This is a genomic window from Fenollaria sp. C0166D3, assembly GCF_056590255.1.
Genome location: NZ_JBWPVU010000008.1, coordinates 77,280 through 100,767 on the forward strand (window position 1 = coordinate 77,280; position 23,488 = coordinate 100,767).

At 35.9% G+C, this 23,488-nt stretch carries 19 protein-coding genes and 1 riboswitch; of the genes, 3 read left to right on the forward strand and 16 right to left on the reverse strand.

Annotation, left to right across the window (positions count from 1 at the left end; all coding sequences use genetic code 11):
* Positions 1-194 precede the first annotated feature (194 nt).
* From AC1EJ0_RS06710 to AC1EJ0_RS06750, 9 genes are all read right to left on the reverse strand, one after another.
* Positions 195-2,690: an FtsX-like permease family protein gene (locus tag AC1EJ0_RS06710; RefSeq protein WP_480023985.1), complete on the reverse strand. Its 2,496-nt coding sequence runs from the start codon at positions 2,688-2,690 to the stop codon at positions 195-197.
* A complete protein-coding gene (locus AC1EJ0_RS06715) occupies positions 2,677-3,366 on the reverse strand; it encodes an ABC transporter ATP-binding protein (protein ID WP_480023697.1) in 690 nt (229 codons plus the stop codon). Before AC1EJ0_RS06715 ends, AC1EJ0_RS06710 begins: the two co-directional genes overlap by 14 nt.
* A 100-nt stretch (positions 3,367-3,466) precedes the next feature.
* A complete protein-coding gene (locus AC1EJ0_RS06720; protein WP_480023696.1) occupies positions 3,467-4,444 on the reverse strand; it encodes a sensor histidine kinase in 978 nt (325 codons plus the stop codon).
* Complete coding sequence (locus AC1EJ0_RS06725) at positions 4,437-5,096, reverse strand: response regulator transcription factor (protein ID WP_480023695.1); 660 nt, start codon at positions 5,094-5,096, stop codon at positions 4,437-4,439. Before AC1EJ0_RS06725 ends, AC1EJ0_RS06720 begins: the two co-directional genes overlap by 8 nt.
* Before the next feature lie 526 nt (positions 5,097-5,622).
* Complete coding sequence (gene thiT, locus AC1EJ0_RS06730) at positions 5,623-6,174, reverse strand: energy-coupled thiamine transporter ThiT (protein ID WP_058259674.1); 552 nt, start codon at positions 6,172-6,174, stop codon at positions 5,623-5,625.
* Positions 6,175-6,200: 26 nt separating this feature from the next.
* Positions 6,201-6,294: riboswitch (TPP riboswitch) on the reverse strand.
* 62 nt (positions 6,295-6,356) lie between these two features.
* Complete coding sequence (locus AC1EJ0_RS06735) at positions 6,357-6,623, reverse strand: type II toxin-antitoxin system RelE family toxin (protein WP_480023694.1); 267 nt, start codon at positions 6,621-6,623, stop codon at positions 6,357-6,359.
* Positions 6,623-6,841, reverse strand: a complete 219-nt coding sequence (gene relB / locus AC1EJ0_RS06740) for a type II toxin-antitoxin system RelB family antitoxin (RefSeq protein WP_294795333.1) — start codon at positions 6,839-6,841, stop codon at positions 6,623-6,625. The genes AC1EJ0_RS06735 and relB overlap by 1 nt, the downstream gene beginning before the upstream one ends.
* 364 nt (positions 6,842-7,205) lie before the next feature.
* Positions 7,206-8,483 (reverse strand): sensor histidine kinase, encoded by a 1,278-nt coding sequence (locus AC1EJ0_RS06745; RefSeq protein WP_480023693.1) that lies wholly within the window; start codon positions 8,481-8,483, stop codon positions 7,206-7,208.
* 1 nt (position 8,484) lies between these two features.
* A complete protein-coding gene (locus AC1EJ0_RS06750) occupies positions 8,485-9,180 on the reverse strand; it encodes a response regulator transcription factor (RefSeq protein ID WP_480023692.1) in 696 nt (231 codons plus the stop codon).
* Positions 9,181-9,316: 136 nt separating this feature from the next.
* Here AC1EJ0_RS06750 and AC1EJ0_RS06755 point away from each other — a divergent pair, with 136 nt between their 5' ends.
* Genes AC1EJ0_RS06755 through AC1EJ0_RS06765 form a run of 3 tightly spaced genes read left to right on the forward strand, consistent with a single transcriptional unit; the run spans position 9,317 to position 11,677 of the window.
* Complete coding sequence (locus AC1EJ0_RS06755; protein WP_480023691.1) at positions 9,317-10,210, forward strand: ABC transporter ATP-binding protein; 894 nt, start codon at positions 9,317-9,319, stop codon at positions 10,208-10,210.
* 1 nt (position 10,211) lies between these two features.
* Positions 10,212-10,964 (forward strand): hypothetical protein, encoded by a 753-nt coding sequence (locus AC1EJ0_RS06760; protein ID WP_480023690.1) that lies wholly within the window; start codon positions 10,212-10,214, stop codon positions 10,962-10,964.
* 8 nt (positions 10,965-10,972) lie between these two features.
* A complete protein-coding gene (locus tag AC1EJ0_RS06765) occupies positions 10,973-11,677 on the forward strand; it encodes an ABC transporter permease (RefSeq protein WP_480023689.1) in 705 nt (234 codons plus the stop codon).
* Positions 11,678-11,737: 60 nt separating this feature from the next.
* Here the strand turns inward: AC1EJ0_RS06765 and clpB are convergent, their stop codons facing one another.
* The 7 genes from clpB to AC1EJ0_RS06800 all read right to left on the reverse strand — a co-directional run bounded on the left by clpB (position 11,738) and on the right by AC1EJ0_RS06800 (position 23,475).
* Positions 11,738-14,317 (reverse strand): ATP-dependent chaperone ClpB, encoded by a 2,580-nt coding sequence (clpB, locus tag AC1EJ0_RS06770; RefSeq protein WP_480023688.1) that lies wholly within the window; start codon positions 14,315-14,317, stop codon positions 11,738-11,740.
* A gap of 20 nt (positions 14,318-14,337) precedes the next feature.
* The gene (locus AC1EJ0_RS06775; RefSeq protein ID WP_480023687.1) at positions 14,338-15,291 is read right to left on the reverse strand and encodes a DnaJ domain-containing protein; all 954 of its coding nucleotides are present in this window, start codon (positions 15,289-15,291) and stop codon (positions 14,338-14,340) included.
* Between the two features lie 293 nt (positions 15,292-15,584).
* A complete protein-coding gene (locus AC1EJ0_RS06780; protein WP_480023686.1) occupies positions 15,585-16,541 on the reverse strand; it encodes a sensor histidine kinase in 957 nt (318 codons plus the stop codon).
* Complete coding sequence (locus tag AC1EJ0_RS06785; RefSeq protein ID WP_480023685.1) at positions 16,541-17,347, reverse strand: hypothetical protein; 807 nt, start codon at positions 17,345-17,347, stop codon at positions 16,541-16,543. The genes AC1EJ0_RS06780 and AC1EJ0_RS06785 overlap by 1 nt, the downstream gene beginning before the upstream one ends.
* Positions 17,340-18,257 (reverse strand): ABC transporter ATP-binding protein, encoded by a 918-nt coding sequence (locus AC1EJ0_RS06790; RefSeq protein WP_480023684.1) that lies wholly within the window; start codon positions 18,255-18,257, stop codon positions 17,340-17,342. Before AC1EJ0_RS06790 ends, AC1EJ0_RS06785 begins: the two co-directional genes overlap by 8 nt.
* Positions 18,258-18,978: 721 nt before the next feature.
* Entirely contained in the window at positions 18,979-20,325 is a 1,347-nt protein-coding gene (locus AC1EJ0_RS06795) for an MATE family efflux transporter (RefSeq protein WP_480023683.1), read from the reverse strand.
* Positions 20,326-20,634: 309 nt separating this feature from the next.
* On the reverse strand, positions 20,635-23,475 hold the full coding sequence (locus AC1EJ0_RS06800) for an insulinase family protein (protein ID WP_480023682.1): 2,841 nt from the start codon (positions 23,473-23,475) through the stop codon (positions 20,635-20,637).
* Positions 23,476-23,488 lie beyond the last annotated feature (13 nt).

The following is a 23,488-nucleotide window of genomic DNA, read 5'->3' on the forward strand; positions in this document are numbered from 1 at the left end:
AAGTGTATTACACATCGAAAAGTGTTTTCATTTATCGTCACAATACAATTGCCCTTGTCAATGAACCTGCACAAACAGATTTTTCAGAGCAAGCTCAAGGGTTCATTGAATTAGGGATTTTAGAAAAACTAGGTCATAAAGTCTTTAGGTGGCATAGATAAAAGGCTGTGATTTAAATGCTCACAGCCTTTTTCTTATATACTCTTGAAAGAGTTATCCGAGTTTTCGTTTATTGTTTTAAAACCACTTTTTATTGCAAATAAAACTCCTGCAATCATAAATACAAATACTACTATTAGAGGGATATAATTCATATTTGTTATCATACCTTTTATCGCAAATCCTAATTCATAGTTGCTCCTATAGGCTCTCAATGCAATTCCAATAATGAACATAAAGATATAGGCTAAGAAAATATTTTTAAATAATATTTCCCCCTCTCCGAAGACCATCTTTTCCATTTGTTTTTCTGTCATACCTGTAGTGGATAGGAGTTTAAAATCATTGGCTCTCGCTCTAAGGTTTCCTTTAAAGCTATTATAGGCATTGGAAAGAGCAATTGTTATAAGAATGATTTGGATGCCAAGATTTAATAGTTTTTCATTTCTTGTTTGTTCTTTATCCATAGCTGATCTAATAATTTCTGTAGAAGTTCCATGGTCAGATTTTGGAACATAATTTGAAATCACTTTTTCTGCATCTTCAAATACTTTTTCTTTATTATTATCAGCTTTAATTTTTACAAAGTAATAATAGACTGGGTTGCCTTCATCTTTTCCATATTCATCAATAAATTTTCTCATACTACTTGTGCTAGTAAAAATAGGTATTTCGTTGTCATTATAAGCTTCTAGATTATAAGGCAGTTCATCGATACTTGAATCTATTTTTATAGGCATGGACTTACCATCCGCATTATATTTTAAAGTAATATCTCCAAATCCCTTATCAGAAATTTTTATATACTCACTAAAAGCATACGGAGTTTTATTATCTTTTCTTATATTATTAAGTAATAAATAAGATGCATTAGAGATGTTATTTTCTTTTAAAAGTTTTTCGAAATCCTCATCTGTTAAGGCATATATATTGGAATATAATTTATCTTCCGGTATTTTACCGCTATTTAAAGCTTCATTTAAATCTTTAGAAATAAAGTCCTTATTATCACCAAGGTAAAATTTTGTATCAACTCTTTGGTATACATGCAATTGGTCTATACCTTTAACTTTTTCCATATCATTCACAAAATTTTTATTCAAAAAGTTATCTGTATAAATACTAGAGTTAAAATTGTACGGACTTTTATATGAATTATATTTTTCATTTAAAGTTCTATATGACTGGCTAACTAAAACTGTTGTCAATACAAAGGCTGATAGAGCCATAGATATAACAATAATTCGATAGGTTGAACGATAGGACCTGTAATAATCTTTTGCTAAAGTCTTTTCTATAGGTCCATTTATTTTTGACTTACCAAACTTAATGTTTTTTTCTGTAATGCCATTTAATCCCTCAATAACCTTTATCTTTGAGCTTTTCTTTGCAGGAATCAATGCTGAAAAATAAACCATAATTAAGGATAACAGAATAATTATTAAAATAGATCCAATACTTGGTATTACTAAATTAAAGTCTGGAGATTTTACACTTTGACCTAAAATATTTGATATGTTTTGATAAGATTTTGTATTATTAAGCCACATCAAATATAAGAGCAGATTTGCAGAAGCCAAAGATAAGATTGTTCCCAAGGCTATTGGTAAGGTTGAAAGTTTAAATGCTTTCTTTCGAATTAATTGCTTTACCTGCTTATCTGTCATCCCAGTGCTTTTTAATAGAGCAATTTCCTTTAAATCCCTATTGTTCCATACATTAAAAGCCCCATAAATGATAAATGCAAAAAGTAGACAAAGAAAGAAGGCTGCTCCATATTGTTCTAAAGCTGAGTTTACAACACTTTTTGGTGGAATGATTCCTTTTGGATAGACCATTTTATATTCTAAGATATCTTTATTATAAAATACTCTACCAATATTTAGGGCATGGTTCTCATCAATATTCATTTCAGATAAAATTTTTCGAGTCTTTGTGTAGGTATCCCTTATGCTTTTATACCAAATCCATGCTTCTATTCCAACATTGTTATCGAATAAATAATCCTTTTTATTACTATCTGCTAAACCTATAAGCATAGTATCTTCAAAAGAATATCCATAATCATCGTAAACACCAACTATGGTATATGTCTTTTTATTTTCAATAATCTCAGAACCTAAATCGTACTCCTTATTTTTTATCAAAAATATCTCTGGAACTAAAAGTTCATTTGCTTTTTCTGGCTTTTTTCCTTCCTTAATATCATAACGTAAAAGGCTTGCAGGATCTCCATTTTCATATATAACTGCATTTAAGTCTGTTTTTATTACTTTATTGAAAGAAACTTTTTCTATATCTTTATCGTTTTTTAATTTATCATAAAAACCTTGGTCAATTCCACTTATATTCACATGATAATCTCCAAAAGTTTTCTTTACATACTCATACTTGTCAGTTTTTAACGAGTTGAAGATAAAAATTACAGTTCCTAGTAAAATTACTGCCAAAAGTATGGAAATTTTAATAGCAAAACTGTCTTTCTTATTATTTTTTACAGCTCCATCAGCTAGGTCATTAATAATTTTCATAAGATTCATCTCCTAAGAAATTTAACCTACCATCTACCATTCTATAGACCTTATCACAAGAATTTGCTACTTTTTCATCATGAGTTATTATCATAATTGTAGAATTTAATCTCTTATTTACAAGTCTGAAAAGTCCTGTGATTTCTTCAGAATTTTTTCTATCGAGATTTCCTGTAGGCTCATCTGCTAGAATGATGGCAGGTCTTGTAATCAAACTTCTGGCAATGGCAACTCTTTGTTGCTCGCCACCTGATAATTGTTTTGGATACCTATCAAGCTTTCCTTCTATTCCTAGTATCGATAAAATTTCCTTTAAATATTCTTCATCTGCCTTTTTATTGTCTAACAAAAGAGGAAGTAAAATATTTTTTCGAACGTTGATGTTTGGAATCAAATTAAAAAATTGATATACAACGCCTATATTCCTTCTGCGGAATACTGTCATATCATCTTTGTTAAACTTAGTAATATTTTTATCTTGAATAAATATATCACCACTTGTTGGCGTATCTACTCCTGCAAGTAAATGAAGTAAGGTAGATTTGCCAGAGCCGCTATCTCCAATAATGGCGACAAGATCTCCTTTTTCTAGTTCAAAATTCACATTTGATAGAGCGTGTACTTCTACTCCACTATTGTAAGTTTTTGTTAAATCTACTGTTTTTACAATATTCATATTTAGTCCTCCTTATCTTTCTTAGATGATATTAGACTTAAGTGACTGGAAAGTGACTAGAAAAAAATGACTGTGCTTTATTTACACAGCCATAATTAAATCAGTTATAAAATCTCATTTCAAAGGAATTTGATTTCTTCCCCTTATGATATAAAAGCTCTCCATTTTGTCTTTCCATAACAGATTTTGCCATAGGAAGCCCAATCCCATAACCCTTTGAATTTGGATCCAGCTTATAAAAACGTTTAAAAACTTTTTCTAACATTTCACGATCCAAACCTTTAGAAAAATCTTCCACAAATATACTCTTATATAAGTTCGTTTCTTTTAAGTGAATTTCTATATGCCTATCTTCTGTTGCTTCTAGACCATTTTTCATCACATTAAATGCTGCTTCATAGGTCCATTTCTTATCGCATATAAGATAAAAGTCTTCTCCATCAAGAGGAATTTCAATATTATCATTGATAAAATAATCTTTTAGGTTTCTTATGATATCTTCAATTAACTCTCTAGCTGATATTCTGTCTTTTGCCATTTCTATTGTTCCAGAATCAAGGGCTGCCAATTTTAATAAAATGTCAGATAAGTTATGGAGTCTAAGTAAATTATCTCTAAGTCTTTCTATATATTCTTCGGAAAAGTTGTCATCTTCGTCTTCTAATAAGTCTAACAATAATAGTGATCCAGTCAACGGAGTTTTTATCTGATGGGCAATGTCTTCCGTATATTCCCTTAAAGTTTCCTTATTTTTCTCAGCATTCTCAGCAATCCTCTTGTTTTCTATAATAGTTTTAATAATCTCATCTCTGAGTTTGCCAAATTCGTCGTCAATAATTTCGTAATTATCAGAGTTTATATCAAGTGAATGTAGGAGGCTAAATATATTATTAATCTTAGCTTCAAGATTCTTTTCTTTTTTCTTTTCAAATTTTCTAATAACTATAAACAGAATTATATTTATAGCTAGAAAGCCAATAAGTGTTAGAATATCAAATCTTGGATTGAGATAAATTACAAACAAAGACATTAGTAAATTTAAAATTAAGACAAGTAAAATATTTTTGTTTTTATTCATTGTCCCACCTATATCCTATGCCTCTAAGAGTTTTTATATGGTTACCGTAATCTCCAAGTTTAGATCTGAGTCTTTTTATGGTGACAGTTAGTGTATTGTCATTTACTTCATAAAAATCATAACCCCAAACATAATCTAAAATTCGCTCTCTTAGTAGATTTATATTTTGATTTTCTAAAAACATTTCTAAAACAGCAAACTCTTTTAAGTTAAGGTCTAAATCTTTTCCATCTATCGAAGCTTGTTTTGATATGAGATCTAAAGATAAATTTTCAAAAGTCAGTTCGTCAACCTTTTTTATTTTTCTACTAAACACATTGTCTATTCTCGCCTTTAGGACAGGAAGAGAAAAAGGTTTTGTAATATAATCATCTGCTCCTTGGGAAAGACCTTTTATTACATACTCGTCTTCGTCTTTTACAGTAAGCATTATTACAGGAAGGTCAGAAAATTCTCTCAGCCACTTTAAAAAATTAAAGCCTGAACCATCTGGAAGATTAGCATCAAGTAGAACTAAGTTAAAATCATTAAAATTAAGATTCTCTGTCTGAGAAAGATTGTTATAAATAATAGTTTCAATATTATGTTTGTTTAAGTAAGTTTTAACAGCAAAGGCAATTGTGCTGTCATCTTCAATCATTAGTATTTTCAATTCTATACTCCAATATATCCGATATATCACATTTAAAATACCTACAAATTCCACACTAACTTCTCATCTAATAAGACTAAGCCGTTGTGTGTGATATTGTATTTGTAATCATCCTATATATCATTATATCACATTTTACAATTTAATCATTACAAATTTCAAAAGACGGATATATTTCCGTCTTTTTCTAATTAAAAGCACGATTTTTGTCCTAGGACTAGTGAAGGAGAACCTAAGATTATTAATATTTACTTACTCAAGACATACAAATTTGTCTTAGGACTAGTAGAGGGGGATTTTTCTTTACAAGTTTAAATTATAAGAATTGTCTTAAGAACTCAAAAAGCTTCTACGGGCGCGAGTGCAAAGCACCAAGGTTCTCGTCCGTATGGACGAGGTTCTTCTTAAACACAAAATCAAAAATCAAAAAAGAAAAAGCTATTGCGAGCATACCACCCACAATAGCCAATGCAAAAGATATATAATTTTAATTTTTGCGAATAAAATTATTTTAATTCAATAAAGCCTATCTGCTCTTGTCTAGTCCATAAAGAAGAACATTCTTCGATAATATAAGTATAATTACAAAAGCAATAACCGCTTCCACTCCCAAGAAAGTACCATTATAAATAACTGAGTACATAAGTGGACCGTGGCCTGATCCTTCTGCATATTCTGCGAAGAAGATATAGCCTGATAATACGTGGCAAATGAATCTACCTAGAACTGCGACTATAACAGCGATTGGTACGTAGAATGATTTTCCTTCCTTAACTATTTGTCTAGTGAAGCATCCTGCAAGTCCAAGTAGGGCAAATGCTAGTGGATAGTCAAGTATAGCTTGGATAGGTGTGTAGATGTAGCCGCCTAGTAGCATGTCTAAAACGCCGTAAACAGCTCCAACTATCATTCCAAGTCCAGCGCCATGTCTTATTGCGAAAAACAATAAAGGAATCATTTGTCCAAGAGTGATTGAGCCGCCTTGAGGCATTTCAAAGATCTTGAATCTGCCAAGTACTATTGACAAGGCAATCATAACTGCTGCTTCTGTTAATACTTTCGTATCAAATTTTTTCATAAAAAACCCCCTAATGAATGATCACTAGGAGTTTGCTCGCACTTGCCTACGCTGGTACTAACCAGATCAGGTCGTAAGGGTCGATAAATCTCTCAGCCAATGGCTCCCCTAGTGATAAATATTAATTATTACAATGATGATTGTAGCACATCCACTTTATTTTGTCAAGGAAATGGATGGATTTATTTATAAATATCTCTTCTGTGGCCAATTTCAATCGCGATTATGGTGAGGTTCTCATCCTCAATATTCACTAGAACGCGGTAATCGCCTATCCTGTAGCGCCACATCTCTTTCTTGTCACCTTTAAGCGCCTTTCCAAAAGCTCTTGGGTCCACCGCTCCGTCAATATTTTTCTTAAGCCATGCAAATATCAGTGCGCTCACAGCCTTATCCATCTTTTTAAGCTCCTTAAGCGCCCTCTTTGAAAATAAAAGTTTATATCGCATCAAAGTCCCAGCTCTTTCTCTACTTCATCCATAGAATAAGTCTTTGGATCTGATAAATATTCTTTCATCGCTTCTTCGTAAATTTTGATATCGTATTCGTCCTCGATGCGTTCCAAAACCGAGCTTCTGATGAGTTCAGACATGCTTATACCATTGATATCGGCATAAGTTTTGAATAGTTTTGCATCTTTTTCACTTAGTCTAACAGATATAGTCATAGCTCTTCCTCCTTTATTTATTACATTGTATTACATTTTCACATTTTTGTCAATATTTGCATAAATATTTAATAAAACTGTTATATCTCCATGCAAATGGGTATATATAATTGAACGATTTATCACATTCAAGTGATTCTTAACGAGCTTAAGGAGGTTTACAATATGGATGATTATTTAATTTTGAAAGCCTTAGGACTTATACTTGGCCTAGCAGCCTTATATTTTCTACTTAGGAGCCTTAAGAAAGTTCAAAGGAAAAACTAAGTTAATACGATGAAAATATTTTTTTCATTTTGAAATATCTCCTTCAAAAAAGAGCCTGTACGTTTTTTGTACAAGCTCTTTTTCTTTTTTATTCACTTTATTTATCAAAGATAAATGATACTTCCAGACCTGAGTTTTTATTTTTTATAATAAATTTCGCATCGTGTAGCTCAGCTATTTGCTTAGAAATGAATAAACCTAAGCCATGTTTTGTAATATTTGTCAAATCTTCTTCATTAATTCTCTTGATAATATCTTCACTTACGCCACCGCCTTCGTCCGATATGGTGATATTTATCACATCATCGTCCTCTCCAAGCGTAACTTTAATTTTGCCAGCTGTATAAGTAAGTGCATTTTTCAAGATATTTTCAAGCATTCTGTAAAATAAATTCTCATCCATCCTAATTTTCGTATCTGTTTTTATATTATTTTCGAAAATAATTTCTCGCTCTGGATTTTCATTTAGTTTATCAACTATAAGTTTTCTGATTATTTTTAATGGGTTTTCACTAGTAAAATTCTCTTTATCAATGCTAGAGAGCGATATAGTAAGGTTTAGCCCCTCTAAGATGTTTGAAATTTTCAAAACCTCGTCCTGTATAAGTTTTTTATCTGGATTTTCTTTGTTTACTTCCCACGAAATTTTCGCAAGCGGCGTCCTCACATCGTGGCTCACGCCTCTAATCCACTTGCTTTGGGACTTTTTTAGCTCCCTGTATTTTTCATTTGCCTCGTTTATAGTTTTCGCCAAATCTTTCAAGTCGCCGTATTCATCAAGCTTTTCGTAGTCATCCTCATACAGCTTATCTATGGCTCTTTGCAGTGGGAGTATATTTTTAAGGATATTTTTAATATCTATCTTATAAAATACATAGACAAATAATAAGAATAAAATTAAAAATGCCAAAACAAGTATTATATTGAAAATAAATTTGCTGTAACTATAGTAGTTCGAAGGCAATTTGTCCAAGGAGTGCTTCGGATAGGCAAAGACAATTATGCCATCGTCTAAAACGTAGGTAAATACAGGGTAATCAGCTAAGTAGTATCTCGTAAATCTCGCCACATCTCTTATATCAAACTTGTTCTTAAGCTCTTTTGGCTTATTAAAGCTCTCTATAAGATTTCCCTCTTTGTCAAGTCTTATAGACCAGATATCTTTTTCTTGTAAAAACGCTGTATTTTTCTCGTTTAGATAAGTGTCCGTTTTATTTTCATTCACATAGGAGTAAATATAATTAGGGTTTGGATATTTATTATTTAATCTATAGTTTAAGTATAAAAATATCATAAGTAGTAATAATAGAAAAAACAATAAACTTAGTATTCTGATGACAATTTTTTTAAATCTTTTTAATATATAATTAAACATTTTAATCCTCTTTAATTAGTTTGTAGCCAAGACCCTTTATTGTAATCAAAATCTTGGGATTTCTTGGATCATCCTCAAGCTTTTCTCTGAGCCTGTATATATGCGTTATCAAGGTGTTTTCGTAACCATAAGAGTCTTCCCAAATATTATCTAAAATTCGGTCAATTGAAACTATTGTATTTATATTCTGGGATAAATAATCCAAAATTTTAAATTGCTTTGCTGTTAAGGGAATTTCTTCGCCGCCCTTTTCAAGTATGCCTCTCGATTTATCAAAGATAACCTTGCCTAAATTTATTTTCTCGTCGCTTTTAATTTTTTTAATTCTTCTTAAAACTGCGTCTATCCTCCAAAGCAGTTCATCTGGGAAGAAAGGCTTAACAAGGTAGTCGTCCGCCTTATTCTCAAAGCCTTCTCTTCTGTCGTCTATGCCATCAAGCGCTGAAAGTATGATAACCGCTAAATTAGACGTGTTTCTTATCTCCTTTAATAAATCAAAGCCACTGCCGTCTGGAAGCATTAAGTCTAAAACCACCAAATCGATTTTATAATTTTCTAATTTAAATCTGGACTCCTTCAAGTTTTTGGCAGTATAAACCTCTTTAAAGCCTTTATCTTTCAAAAAATTATATAAATTTTCTAATAAACTTTTTTCATCATCGACTAACAATATACTAAAATTACTTCTAAAATCCATTGCCCCACCTCATTAAGATTATTATACAACATTTTTTTAATATATTTAGCTTTATTTGAATTTGTTATCTAAAAGTGAGCTTGTGTAAACTTTATATTTATCTATGCGTGCTATTATGATTTTAGGAGGAATGATTATGAAAAAAATACTTGAAGTAAAAAATTTAAAAAAATCTTACAACAAAAAATTGGTCCTAGACATTGATTCTTTGGAAATCGAAGAAGGCTCTATCTATGGCCTTATCGGTAAGAATGGCGCCGGCAAGTCAACTCTTATGAAGATTGTACTTGGTCTTGTGAAAAAAGACGCTGGCACAGTTAAAGTCTTCGGCCAAGAGGTAAACGCCAAAAACCAAAAGGATTTTAATAAAAATCTTGGCGCTCTTATTGAAAATCCATCATTTTACGAGCACCTAAGTGGCTACGAAAACCTTGAGATAGTCGCAAGCCTAAAAGGAATTAAAAAAGAGAGCATCAATAAAACTTTAGATCTAGTAGGCCTTAACAATGTAGGTAAGAAAAAGGCTAGGAACTACTCCCTAGGCATGAAGCAAAGGCTCGGCATAGCCATGGCATTGATGGGCAGCCCAAAACTATTAATATTAGACGAGCCAATCAACGGCCTAGACCCTCAAGGGATTGAGGAGATGAGAAATTTATTTAAAAACATCGTGAAAAATACATCTACCAGCATACTTATCTCTTCGCACATACTTGATGAAATCGAAAAAATTTCCACTCACATAGGTATACTTAAAGAGGGTAACTTGACTTACAATGGCAGTTTGGACGAATACAGAAGGCTTCATCCGCCATATATATCAATGATTACTTCTGATAATGACAAGACTAGAGAACTTTTAGACCTTGACATAGACTGCATAAGTGAGAAAAAGATAATTTTGGGTAAAAAATCTAACCAAGATATTGCAGATATAGTTAATTTTTTAACAGGAAAAGTTGATATATACAGGATAGAGGAAGAAAAAGAAAGTCTAGAAAAGCTATTTATTGAAGAAAGCAGGTCTTAAGATGAAAAATTTAGAGAGGAAAAAATATAAAAGACTTGGAATAAATTTCTTAATAATAGTAGTTTTTATCGCTCAAATGCTGATGGTAGCAGGCGTTAGCCACTCGAAATCGTTTGCAGAAGGTGCCTATCCACTTGCCTACATCCTAGACACTTATTTATTTATATCACTACTGATAAACCCAATACTGATCTCGTCCCTTGTGAAAAAAGTTATAGAGATTGAAGAAAAAAATAATATGTGGAAAATTCAAATTATGCTCGGAGAGAAAGTTAACCATATACTTATAAATAAATTTAAAAATTTATCGTTAAAATTAATTATACTGCAAGCACTTGAAGCTCTATTCTTTATCTTACTCGCAAGAAAATCAGTAAACTTCAACATGAACAACGAAATGCTCCTAAGATTTCTACTGGTAAACTTATCAGCACTGATAATAAATTTATTTTTCTTGGGATTATTCATGATAGTGGAGATGAAATCGAAAAAAGTATACACCCTTTCATTTATCTCAATCATAGGCGGTCTTACAGGTATCATCACCATGCTAACATCTAAAGCGCTTTCATTTATCAACCCATTTGCTTGGATGGCATCTCTTTTGAATGTTTCTTATGTGATAGAAAACGAAAACTTCGTTCAAGTGCTAAACCCAATAAATTTCTACACCATAATCATTGCCTTTGTATTTTTAGTGCTTACGATAATTTATCTTAAGACAATGAAATCATATAATTTATGGAAGGACTAGGAGGAAAAATGTTAAAATTAGAATTAAAAAAGATAAAATTTATAAATATTTTGCTAGTAAGTCTCATAATACCCTTATTAGCTAACGCCTTTGGGCTTATAAACTACATGGGTAACAAGGCTTCACTAACGCACGAGTGGCAAAGTCTGTGGGCTCAAGTAAGTTTATTCTACTTCTCCTTCTTCTATATACCTTTAATTGCAATCGTTGTAGCAAGTTTGTGGTCAGTTGAGCACAAGGCGGGACTTAAATTCATAAGACTGAGTCCAAAAAAGAATATGTCCTTTGTATTAGCAAAGACGATTTTAGCCTTCATCATAGTAAGTTTATGCCAAATATATTTTTTCTTCTTATTTTATATAGGAGGAAAATTTATAGCAAATTTCTCTAGTATAAACTTTAGCATATATTTTTACTATATAATGATGAGCATAATATTTTCACTTCCAATAATCGCCATATTCAGCGCACTTGCCATAAGGATAAAGTCCTTCGGCATCATAGTGCTTCTATCTAGCATATTTACTATACTTGGTTTGGGAACTGCGTATAGGGCACTCAAAATAGTTGGACTAAGCTTTTTGGCGATTGAGTCAAACAACTTAAGATTTATAAATCTTCACGATTTAAGCTTATTAGCTGTTTTTGCAGCGGTGGAAATCTTAATATCCTTGTATCTTTCTAAGAGATTTTTAAAATATGAAAGCAAGTAAACACAAAAAGAGCCTGTACCCCATGTACAAGCTCTTTTTCTTATGCTATTAGCTCTGATATTAATTTTTCTTTACTGTAAGCTCTTTGCCGTCGTAGTCCATAGTGATCGCATCACTATCAGCAATTTCTCCAGCTATAATCATTCTAGAAAGCTTTGTCTCAACTGTTCTTTGAATGTATCTCTTAACTGGTCTTGCGCCAAAGGCTGATGAGTAGCTTTCTTTAAGGATGTACTCCTTCAAAGCTTCTGTCATCTTTAATGTGATGGATCTTGCTTCGAGTTTTACTCTGATCTTGTCAACTTCTTTTTCTATGATTTCGAAAATTTCGTCCTTTATAAGTGGCTTAAACATAACGATTTCATCGATTCTGTTTAAAAATTCTGGTCTGAATGCGGCCTTCATTTCTTCATTTACCTTTTCTCTTGTCTCGTCTGTAATCTTGCCGTCTTCGCTAATGCCTTCAAGTATGTCTGGCGAACCGATGTTGCTTGTCATGATGATGATGGTGTTCTTGAAATCGACTGTTCTTCCTTGATTGTCAGTTAACCTACCATCGTCCAAGACTTGAAGTAGTATATTGAATACATCTGGGTGAGCCTTTTCTATCTCGTCGAATAATACTACTGAATATGGTTTTCTTCTTACTTTTTCAGTAAGTTCGCCGCCTTCTTCGTAGCCGACGTATCCTGGAGGTGCGCCTATTAGCCTAGATACAGCGAATTTTTCCATGTACTCACTCATATCAATTCTAATCATATTCTTTTCATCGTCGAATAAATCTTCTGTCAAGGCCTTTGTTAATTCTGTCTTACCTACACCAGTTGGTCCCAAGAATATAAAGGAGCCGATAGGTCTGTTCGGATCTGATAGTCCCGCTCTGTTTCTGATGATGGCGTTTGATACAGCTTCTATCGCCTCGTCTTGACCAACTACTCTTTGATGAAGTATCTCATCAAGTTTTAGTAGCTTTTCCTTTTCGCTCTCTTCAAGCTTAGAAACAGGTATACCAGTCCATTTCGATACAACGTCTCTGATCTCGTTCTCAGTAACTTCAAGCTTTAGATACTTTTGCTTTTCATTGACATTTTCGTTCTTTTCCTTAAGTTCTGCCTCAAGTTTTGCAAGCGTACCATATTTTAGCTCGGAAAGCTTTTCCAAATTGTATTCTCTTTGAGCCTTTTCTATCTCGTATTTTGTCTCATCTATCTTTTTCTTAAGCTCTTTAACGTCCTCTATCCTGTCTTTTTCCTCTTGCCATTTCTTTAGACTGACGTCGTATTCCTCTTGAAGCTCTTGCAAATCCTTGTTAAGCTCTTCAAGTCTCTTCATGCTGCGCTCGTCGTCCTCTTTCTTAAGCGCCTCTCTCTCGATCTCAAGCTGCATAATTAGCCTTCTCTTCGAGTCAAGCTCCTCTGGCATCGAGTCAATCTCAGTTCTAATCATCGCCGAGGCTTCATCCATTAGGTCTATTGCCTTGTCTGGTAAATATCTGTCGGTGATGTATCTATCTGAAAGCACTGCGGCAGCTATAACAGCGGGGTCAGAAATTCTGATTCCGTGATAAACCTCGTACTTTTCCTTTAAACCTCTTAAGATACTGATAGTGTCTTCAACAGATGGTTCAGTGACCATAACTTTTTGGAATCTTCTTTCAAGTGCCTTATCTTTTTCGATGTATTTTCTGTATTCGTCAATGGTTGTCGCGCCGATGGTTCTCAAGACGCCTCTTGCAAGTAGTGGTTTTAGAAGGTTTCCAGCATCCATAGAGCCTTCAGTTCTGCCAGCGCCGACGATGTTGTGAATTTCATCGATGAATAATATAATCCTTCCTTCAGATTTTTCGACTTCTTTTAAAACTGCCTTTAATCTCTCTTCAAACTCGCCTCTGTACTTAGCTCCAGCGATTAGCGCGCCCATGTCAAGCTCGAAAATAGTCTTGTCCTTTAAGTTTTCTGGCACGTCGCCCTTAACTATCCTTTGCGCTAGACCTTCGACTATGGCTGTCTTACCAACACCTGGGTCACCGATTAAGCACGGATTGTTCTTTGTTCTTCTCGAAAGAATCATAAGAACGTTTCTGATCTCGTCGTCACGGCCTATAATTGGGTCCATATTGCCCTTCCTTGCGTATTCTACAAGGTCTCTGCCGTATTTTTCAAGCGCTTGATAACGCATTTCAGGGTTATCACTCGTTACATTTTGATTTCCACGAAAGCCCTTCAAAGTATCTAAGAATGACGCTCTCGTTATATTGTATTTCTTGAAAATGGCATCGATGTTCGCATTTTTCACTTCCATAATACCTAAGAATAGATGTTCAACGCTTAGGTACTCATCTTGGAAGTTTTTCATCTCATTTTCTGCTAGTTCCAAAACTTTGTTATATTCTGCCGATGTGTAGATATTTGCGCCGCTTTGCTTAGGGAACTTGTTAATGATTCCTTGGGCATCCATAAGCATGCCGTCCACATTTACTCCCATCGCCTCAATCGTAGTTCTGATCAGGCCTTCCTTGTCCTCAAGTAGTGCCTTTAGTAGGTGCGCAGGCCTTATCTCAGGATTACCCAAGGACCTTGCAGCCTCGTTCGAATTATTTATCGCCTCAATTGTTTTTTTCGTTAATTTATCCATGTTCATAATATCACCTTCTATTATATTTATTTATATTTTTCTTCTAATTCTTTGTATAGTTTTTCGCTTGTTTCGTCAAGTTTTGGGTTTACCATGTTAAATCTGATATATAAGTCGCCTGTTGCGCCCTTCATATCAGTAAAGCCCTTGCCCTTGATCCTCATAAGCTTGCTTACGTCGTAGCCCTTTGGCACCTTAATCTTGATCTTCTTGTCAAAGACTTCGACCACTCTTTCGCAGCCGAAATACGCGCCCCAAGGGTAGACGCTGGCGCTAGTTTTGATGTCTAGGCCGTCAAGCTCGTAGCGTTTGTCCTTCAAGAATTGAATTTTGAAATAGATGTCGCCACTTACGCCCCATTTTTCGCCCGCCACTTTTATGGACTTGCCAGCTGTAATACCCTTTGGTATATTTAAATTTATGTTAATGTTTTTGCCGTCAATATTTAAAGAGACTGACCTTTTTGAACCATGATAAGCTTCATCAAGCGTGATATATAGCTCAGTATTGTATCTTTGTCTCTCTTTTTTTGCCTTACCTCTAAATAAGTCATTTATATTAAAGCCAGATGAGCGTTTTGCTCTGCCATTACCCATATTACCCATGTCATTTCCGCCGAAAAACATGTTGAAGAAGTCAGAGAAGTCGCCACCAGAGCCGTTTGTTTCGTATCTGTAATAAGTGCCGCCATTACCATTAGCGCCGCCAAAGCCACCAAAACCAAAATCGTTCGGGTTAAAATTTTGGCCGCCTCTAAAGTCGTAGTTCGAGCCGAAAGCGTCGTACTTTTGTCTCTTGTCTTTGTCAGAAAGAACCTCGTAAGCCTCATTTATTTCCTTAAATTTTTCTTCGTTCGCCTTGTCACCTTGATGCAAATCAGGGTGGTACTTTTTGGCAAGCGTCCTAAAAGCCTTCTTAATCTCAGCATCAGAGGCCTTTTTGTCGACACCTAATATCTTATAATAATCTTTATACTCCATAATATCACTTCCTTTGACTATCTCTGACTTATTTATACCCAGTAAATGAAAATATAAACATATTTTTTATTTTGCACATAAAAATAGTAAAAAATTTGCAAAACAAAGAAGCGATTGTTTATTAATTCAATCGCTTCAATGGGTTTATTATGAATTTATTTTTTAGTTTTTTAGTCAATTTTGTTTATTCGCTAATATTAAATCTTTTTATATTAATCAAATTTTCTTTTCTTCGCAATATCAAGTTCTTCTTCAGGGACGATGGATTAAACTAAGTGATTTTAAATTAAAACTTATTTGTTAAGAGCCTTGCCTGTAATTGTAATCGTAAAAACATCATCTTTATACTCAACCGATACATTCAGCCCCATCAATTCACATAAATTCTCGACTATATTTAATCCCAATCCGCTCGACGCATCATTCTTCGACTTATCTATAGTGTAGTTCCTTTCGAAAACTCTATCTATATTGTCATCCGTTTCAATCTGAGCGAGATTAGAGAATTTCAGCTCGAAGTAGCCATCTTTCAGCTTTAGCTCAATCTTGTCGCCGCCTTCGGAGTACTTCATCATATTTGAAATCAAATTATCGACAACTATCTTAAGGTTCTTCTCGTCTTGGAAGCATCTCACTCTATCAAGCTCTACGTCAATCATTTGCCCTTTGGCGATGTAGTAGTCGTAGTAGTTCACTATCTCTTCCTTGATAAAGTCATCGAGATTAAAGACCCTCTTGTCAATCTTGTAGGACTTCGACACAAGCCTTGAAAAATCATAAAAACCGTCGATGAGTTCCTTTAGCTCCTCGGCCTTCTTCTTGATTATCTCAAGGTACTTCTCGTCCCTAGTCCTCTCGTAAACATCGATGTAGCCCATGATGGACGTAAGCGGCGTTCTAAAATCGTGCGAGATGTTCGTAATCATCAGGTTTTGGTTCTCGATCGAGGCGTTGTACTTTTGGCCCATGGTGTTCTTGGAGTCAATGATATCTTCGATTATCTTACATATCTCATTCAATTCACCCGTGTAAGAATAGCTTTGCAAAGCGACCTTAATCTCGCTTGCTTCCTTGTCCTCAAGGTTTTCACGAAACTCTTTAAGCTCTTTTCTTGATAGGTATATGGTGTAAGAAAGATATGCCACAAGAGCTAAAAGCACAATAAAAACAGTCATCAAATCTAAACCAAGAGCGGCTACTAAAAAAATTAGCGCCGCTGCTATAATTATGGCAGGAAATATCCTCTTCATTAAAATTCTCTTTTTCTACCTACAAAGTAGATGCCAGCCCAAACAAGAGCTATCCAGCCAAGCATGATATAAAGCATATTGTTAACGTTAAAAAACCAATCTGTGTATTTACTACCACGCAAAAAGTCAAGTCCGTAGCTACCCATCATTCCAGTTATTGATTGAACAATTCTTGATGGTGCTAAGAATATTAAGCTTACATCCCATCTAAACTTATTTATAATTATATAAAGTACTGGTTGGAAGATAGCCATAGCGACGTAAGAGATGGCGATGGCTGACGATCTGTGTCTTGTAAGTATTTGGAAGAACAAGACTAAGGACACGTAAAACCATATACATGGTAATAGATATGCAAAGCCTATAAGGAAGTTCTTCATTAAATCTGCAAATGGTGTAGTTGTGAGAGGTGCTATAATTGCGCCACCTGCTATAAGTATAGTGCACATGATGATCATGTAAACTAAGATATATAGTAAGGAAATAATTGCGTTTGCTAGATAAATTTTCATCCTTGATTGGCCAAGTGCTAGGTTGTTATTGATGGCGCCTGATGCGTATGGTTCAAGCGCTGTTAAATTCACCATTAGAGGAATTAGTATAGATGCTAAGGATAATATTTGGCCTAAAGTGAAGAACATCATCGATAGGTCACGGTCCACTTCCCAGCCTGCAAAGCCCCTCCTTTTAAGCCCTGAAAAGATGTATAAAACAAGGGCACACATCACAAAACCGAAGATGTATAGACCTACATTGTACTTTCTTTTACTTATTCTAAAAAATTCTGCTTTCATAAAATTAAACATCTCTTCTACCTCCTACTAAGCTTAAGAAATATGATTCAAACTCTTCCTTAGCTTGATTTATCTCGATGATTTCAACATCTGCTGCTTGGAAGGCCTTGAATATGGCGCTGCTATTAACATTATCATAGATTGCAATGACATTATCAGCTAAAACCTTGTAATTGTGAAGCTTCATGTCCTCTTCCAAAACTATAGTAGCCTTGGCAGCGTCGTCAACCTTGATCTTTGTCGACGATTTAAGCTTTTCATCAAGATCATCCTTAGTAATCTCTTGGATCAGTCTGCCATTGTCAATGAAGCCGTACTTAGTAGCAACCATGTTAAGCTCGCTCAAGATGTGGCTCGAGATCATGACAGTAGTCTTTTTCTCTTGATTAACAAGCTTGATAAGGTCTCTGATTTCCTTGATACCGATAGGGTCAAGACCATTGATCGGTTCGTCTAGAATTAGAAATACCGGATCATCGATAAGAGCTATACCGATGGCAAGCCTTTGTTGCATACCTAGTGAGAAGTTCTTCGCCTTTTTGTTCTTAGTATTTTCAAGGCCTATAAGCTCCAAAGTTTCGCTAACCTTCTTCTTTCTGTCCTTGATGTCCCTGTTGATCGCGATGTACTCAAGATTGTCCCTTGCACTAAGCGTTGGAATGAAGTAAGGCCTGTTGATTAAAGCGCCTGTCCTTCTCCTCGCTATGTTAATATTTGCGCCCGCATCGCCAAGAAGCTCGATTGAGCCACTTGTTGCGTAGCTAAGGCCAGTTATGATTTTCAGTAAAGTAGATTTACCAGCGCCGTTCTTGCCGACAAGACCATAGATCTCACCTTCGTTTACGGTCATGTTGACATCCTTTAGTGCGTAGAAAGAGCCGTAAACCTTGCTTACAGAATTTACTTTTAAAATTTCGTTCATAGTTTTCACTCCTTTGTTATCTTTATGGTCTTATTATAATACACAAATCTTAATTATTTCTTAAGTAACTCTTAAGTTTTTCTTAATTATCCCTTAAGAATTCCTTAAGTTTTCACTTTTGCATTCGATTTGCGATCTTGGCTAGTTTCGAATTCTTTTGTCGCTGCGACGTATATTCATACGACTCGCTCCAAAAAATTCTGTACAACGCCAATCTCATCAAATCGCTCTGCATAGCGCAAAGATTCTCGGACACTTTAGTGTACGAGGTTCTTCAATTGAGGTGTTGGTGAATAAATCCTATCTTTCATTTTTCAAGATTAAGATTTTTAGATAAATAAGTGACATGAGTTATATATAATAGAAGAAAACGATAAGGCGCAATACCTTATCGTTTATCTTGTTCATAAACAATATTTATTTCTTAGATAAAATGTGATGATTGGGCGATGTGGACTGACGAGGCAAGCTTGGCCGTAAGTTTAATCAAAGCTATGTTCACTACGCTCCATACCTTTGTAAACTCTGGCATAAGGCATGCATATCCAATCGAGCTTCGCTTCGCTTGCTCTCTTGGTGCATGGACTTAACTGTACACGAGTACTCGAGCATTGGCTAAAAGCGAATGAGTTTCAGGCGCAATTTGAAGAACCTCACCCATCATCAAAGCTAAAGCTTTGGATGGGTCCCGAGAACCTTGGTGCTTCGCACGAACAAGAAATTATTCGTACTTCTCTTGATTTTCGCGGCTCAGCTTCCTATAGAAATAGTATGCAAAAATCAGTGTCACGCCCTCTGACAGTGCCGATGCGAACCATATTAGCTTTGGCTCGATCATTGTCAAAACGAAAAGCGCCAAGTATATGGTCACGAAGCTTCTCAAAACGTTGATTATAACGGAGTACTTCGGCTTTAAGAATGACACGCAAACGGCTGCTATGAGTACGTTGAAGCCTGTAATCATAAAGGATATCGAGAATTTACGAAGCGATTCTACTGAGTAGGCCATAGTCTCTGCGTCTACGTCCAAAAATATTCTAAATATTTTCTCTGGCAATAGCTGTGAGGCCGTTAAAAAGACTAGTCCCGTCACAAATATCGCCGCAGTCGCCATCCTATAAAGCTTTTTGAGGCTATCGTAATCCTTTTTACCATAGTAATAGCTTAGAAGCGGCTGTGTGCCTTGCGTTATGCCCGCAAAACAAGTGAGGGCAAGCTGATTGACGTAGCTAATAACTGAGAAAGTGGCAATGGATTTTTCGCCCAAAAACCTGATTATGAATAAATTGTAGAACAGTACTATCATCGCGATGCCGACCTCTGAAACGAAATCGCCAACACCAAGCGTGAAGATGGATTTAAGCGTTTCAAGCGAGAATTTTACATGGGTGAACTCAAGATTCGACTTGCCGATGGTGAAGTGAATTAAGTAGACCACGGTCGAGATGACTTGCGATATACCCGTTGCAATTGCTGCACCTGCGAGGCCCATACCCATGAGTCCGACGAAGACGTAGTCCAAAATTACGTTACTTAAGCCGCATGTGATAACTGTTACGACCGCCAAGCGCGGAAAGCCATCGACCTTGACCAAGACTTCGAAGTTATACGAAATCATTAAGAATGGCACAAAATACACGATTTTACCTATGTATTCCAAAACTAGCGGCTTTAGATCACCGCTTGCACCCAAAAGGCTCGCTATCCTATCTAGATTAAAGTAGAATAGTGCTGTTAGTAGCAATGAAAATATTGTTACAGTTTTTATGTTGAAGCTAAAAATTTTATTAGCCTTCATATAGTTTTTTCTGCCGATAAATACTCCGCACATAGTCTGCGAGCCGACTGCAGCTATTATCCCAAGCGCAAAAACGATGTTTACGAAGGGCATTGAAAGATTGACTGCACTTAGGGCATCGACGCCGACGAACTTGCTCACGAAGAAGCCGTCAACCATTGAATATAGGCTGAAGATGATCATCGCCGACAGCGAAGGTATCATGTAGGAGAAAAACTTTTTCTTGATGCTAATAGTAAGACCTCCCTTGATATTATGATTATAGCACAATCACGGCCTATTGGCAAGCTCTTTCGCATTCAAACTTGCCCTTGAGCTTTACAAGTTCGTTAATATAATTAAGAAAAAAAGAGAGCCGCAGCTCTCTTTAAGTTTTGTTTATTACTTTGAGAATATTTAAAACCGCTATACTGATTTTGCGAATAGAAGAAGAACCTAGTACATTAAAATGTACTAGAACCTTTGCGCTATGATGGATAAGGCGAAGCATAACGAGCGACCGACCGACATCGTACAAATGCGTACGTTGGAGGAAGGAAGCGAGTGCGCAAGCCTTAGGCGCAATTCTAACGCGAAATCCTATCTAATATCAATCACTTCGTCATACTCTATATTATCATCCGACTCAGGTCCAATAACCGCCACCGGAGCATCTTCAAGTCTCTTCAATTTATCCACGTACTTTTCCTTCAATTTTTCCAAATCTGTATCCAAAATCTCTCTATAAGCCTTCAAATCGTCTTCTTCTGTCATGCCTTGAAGCATTCTCACGAAGGCAAGTTTGCCCTTTTGTCCCTTGCCGTACGCTTTATTGTACTTAAGTGTCGAAGCGATCTTCCTTCTCTCAAGCTCGTCACTATCAAGCTCGCAGCCCTCCAAGAACTCGGCGGACTTCCTCATAACGCCTAAGCTTCTCGCAACGTGCGGATCTCTAAAGGTAAACTCTGCAAGGTAGTCAAGCCCAGAGTTTAAGCCATCGCCGTATGCACCGCCCTTAGCACGGATCTCTGTGTGTAGGTAGTCGTTCGACAGTATTTGTCTTAAAACTTCTACATCGCCGTCGTTATCACTATCTAGGTCAGTCGCCATACCATTGAAGTAGACCTTTGATGAAACGATAAACTTAGTATTTTTCTTTTCTCTTTTCTTTTCTACGTTTATGGCTGGAGCCACTACGCTCTCAAGTGAAGCTTCAAGTTCAGCTATAGCCTTATCTAGCTCAGCTATTCTTCCTTCAAAAGAATAGTGGGAGATAAAACCATCTTTTCTAAACATAGTCTTCATTAGTCTTTCATAGTCTTTTATCTCTTCGTCCTTAAGCTCATCGAAGTTTGCCTTCAATTCTTTAAGGTGAATAAACTTTTCTATGCCATGAAGTTTTAGCGTAAGTCTCTCTTTTTCAAGGCTTTGCGCCTTAGCTACATCCATAGCGATGGCTGGGGCGATGTTTAGTACGTTGTTATCAAAGTCTGAAACGCTTTCCAAAACGTTCATCTTAAGTACTTTTTCGTCGCTCGGGTCGGAGTACTTGATGATCTCGTCAATAAGCTTCATCGCGCTAACTGCCTTATCCTTAGTAAACTTCGCGCTGCATTGCACAAACGGAGTCAATTTGCCGTTCTTGTAGTTTTTCACAACGCTTGCAGCAAAATTTATCGCGCCAGTAGTTTTGAATATGTCGGTCTCAAGCTTTTCTCTCGATGACTTCTCTGTCTTGATGTCTGCAAGTAGATCAACTAAATTAGCGACTTTCACGTAGTCCTCTTCGGCAAGGTGAGAAATGTCAAAGAATAGGTTTAGGTAGCAGATTTTGCTATCTTCCTTAGAATAATAAGCTGAGTCAGAAATCTTCTCAAGCGGAAGCTTTTCAATATCGCGTGGCAAATCGCTTAGCTTAAGTGTCGGTATACTAGCAAGCGCCTCTTTACTGTCTCCTGCCTCTTGCATAGCCTTAAGGTCTTCATTTTCCTTAATTAGCGCATCTAGCTCATCATCTCTTAACTTTGCCTTATACTCATCAAGCGCCTTTCTCTCAGAAGCGTCTCTATCCTTGTAAAAATCCTTTACTGGGTAAAAATCAATTAGCTTAGGATCTTTATGAACCTCTTTCACGAAGTTTATAAAAGCACTTTGGTCCTTCTTAAGCTCCTCAAGCGTAGCATTATACGCAAAGGCAGCCCGTGGCGACTTGTCAAATAGCCACATAGCCACAGCTTTTAGCGCAAGTGCAATGCCCTTTGTTGCAGTATTTGCAAACTCTTTAAGGGTAAAGTCCATTAAATTAAGCGCTGAGTCATAGATATCACCATTGATGCGGCCAGCTTTGATATTCTCAAGCTCTTCTTCTACAGCATCTTTGAAAATATCAGCCTTGTCGCCATCTGCGTCTTTTAAAATCATATTTATGTCAGTGAAATTACCATTACCATAGCCATAGTTGGAGTAACTAAGTAAATCACTCGCAATGCCCATCTCTTGGATCTTCTTCTTAAGCGGCGAATTTGAGAAATAGCTTAGGTACTTACTCAAAAACTCTGTCATAATGCTGTCACGAGTGTTGTCAATATCGCCTGTGATGAAGCTATATGCATAATTGTGCTTGTCGGAGACATCGTTTGGATAAGCGCGCTCGATAAATTTTTTACTGTCCTCCGCTAAAGTCATGCCAATCTTGTTCGGAATTTCCTTGTACTCGTAAGCACCCAAAAACTCGTCAAGATGTTCTAATTCCTCGTCTACGTCGCCATCGCCATACAAAACTGTGAAGGAATTCGATGGGTGGTAGTGCCTCTTGTAGTAGTCAAGAAGCTCATCGTAAGTAAGTTTGATGATCTCGTAAGGGTCGCCGCCTGAGTTGAAAGCGGGATAATTACCGGGATACATCTCCTCTTGCATCGCTTGGTAGATGAACTCTTCGGAAGAGGACATAGCGCCCTTCATCTCGTTATAAACAACGCCTTGGTACTGAATTTCGTCATCTTTGTTAAAAATTTCGCGTCTAGTGCCTTCTTGAAGGAAGACTCTTTTATCCGTTAATAGTCTCGGATTGAAGACAGCATCTAGGTAAACGTCCATCAAATTGTAGAAGTCCTTCGCATTTCTTGATGAAATCGGATAAACTGTCATGTTTTGGAAAGTCATCGCGTTTAAAAACGTTGCAAGTGATGACTTTGCAAGGTCCATGAAAGGCTCCTTCGTTGTGTATTTCTTCGAGCCCGACAAAACCGCGTGCTCAATTATGTGCATTATGCCCTTTGAATTCTCTGGAATCGTTCTAAATCCTATCATAAAGGCTTTGTTGTCGTCGTCATTTTCGAATTTGATGACCCTTGCCTTAGTCTTATTGTGCGTAAAAATCTTATACGCTGAACTTATTTCGTCTATAAATCCGCTCTCTACTAGAGAAAATTTTTCGTTCATTAAATCACCTCAA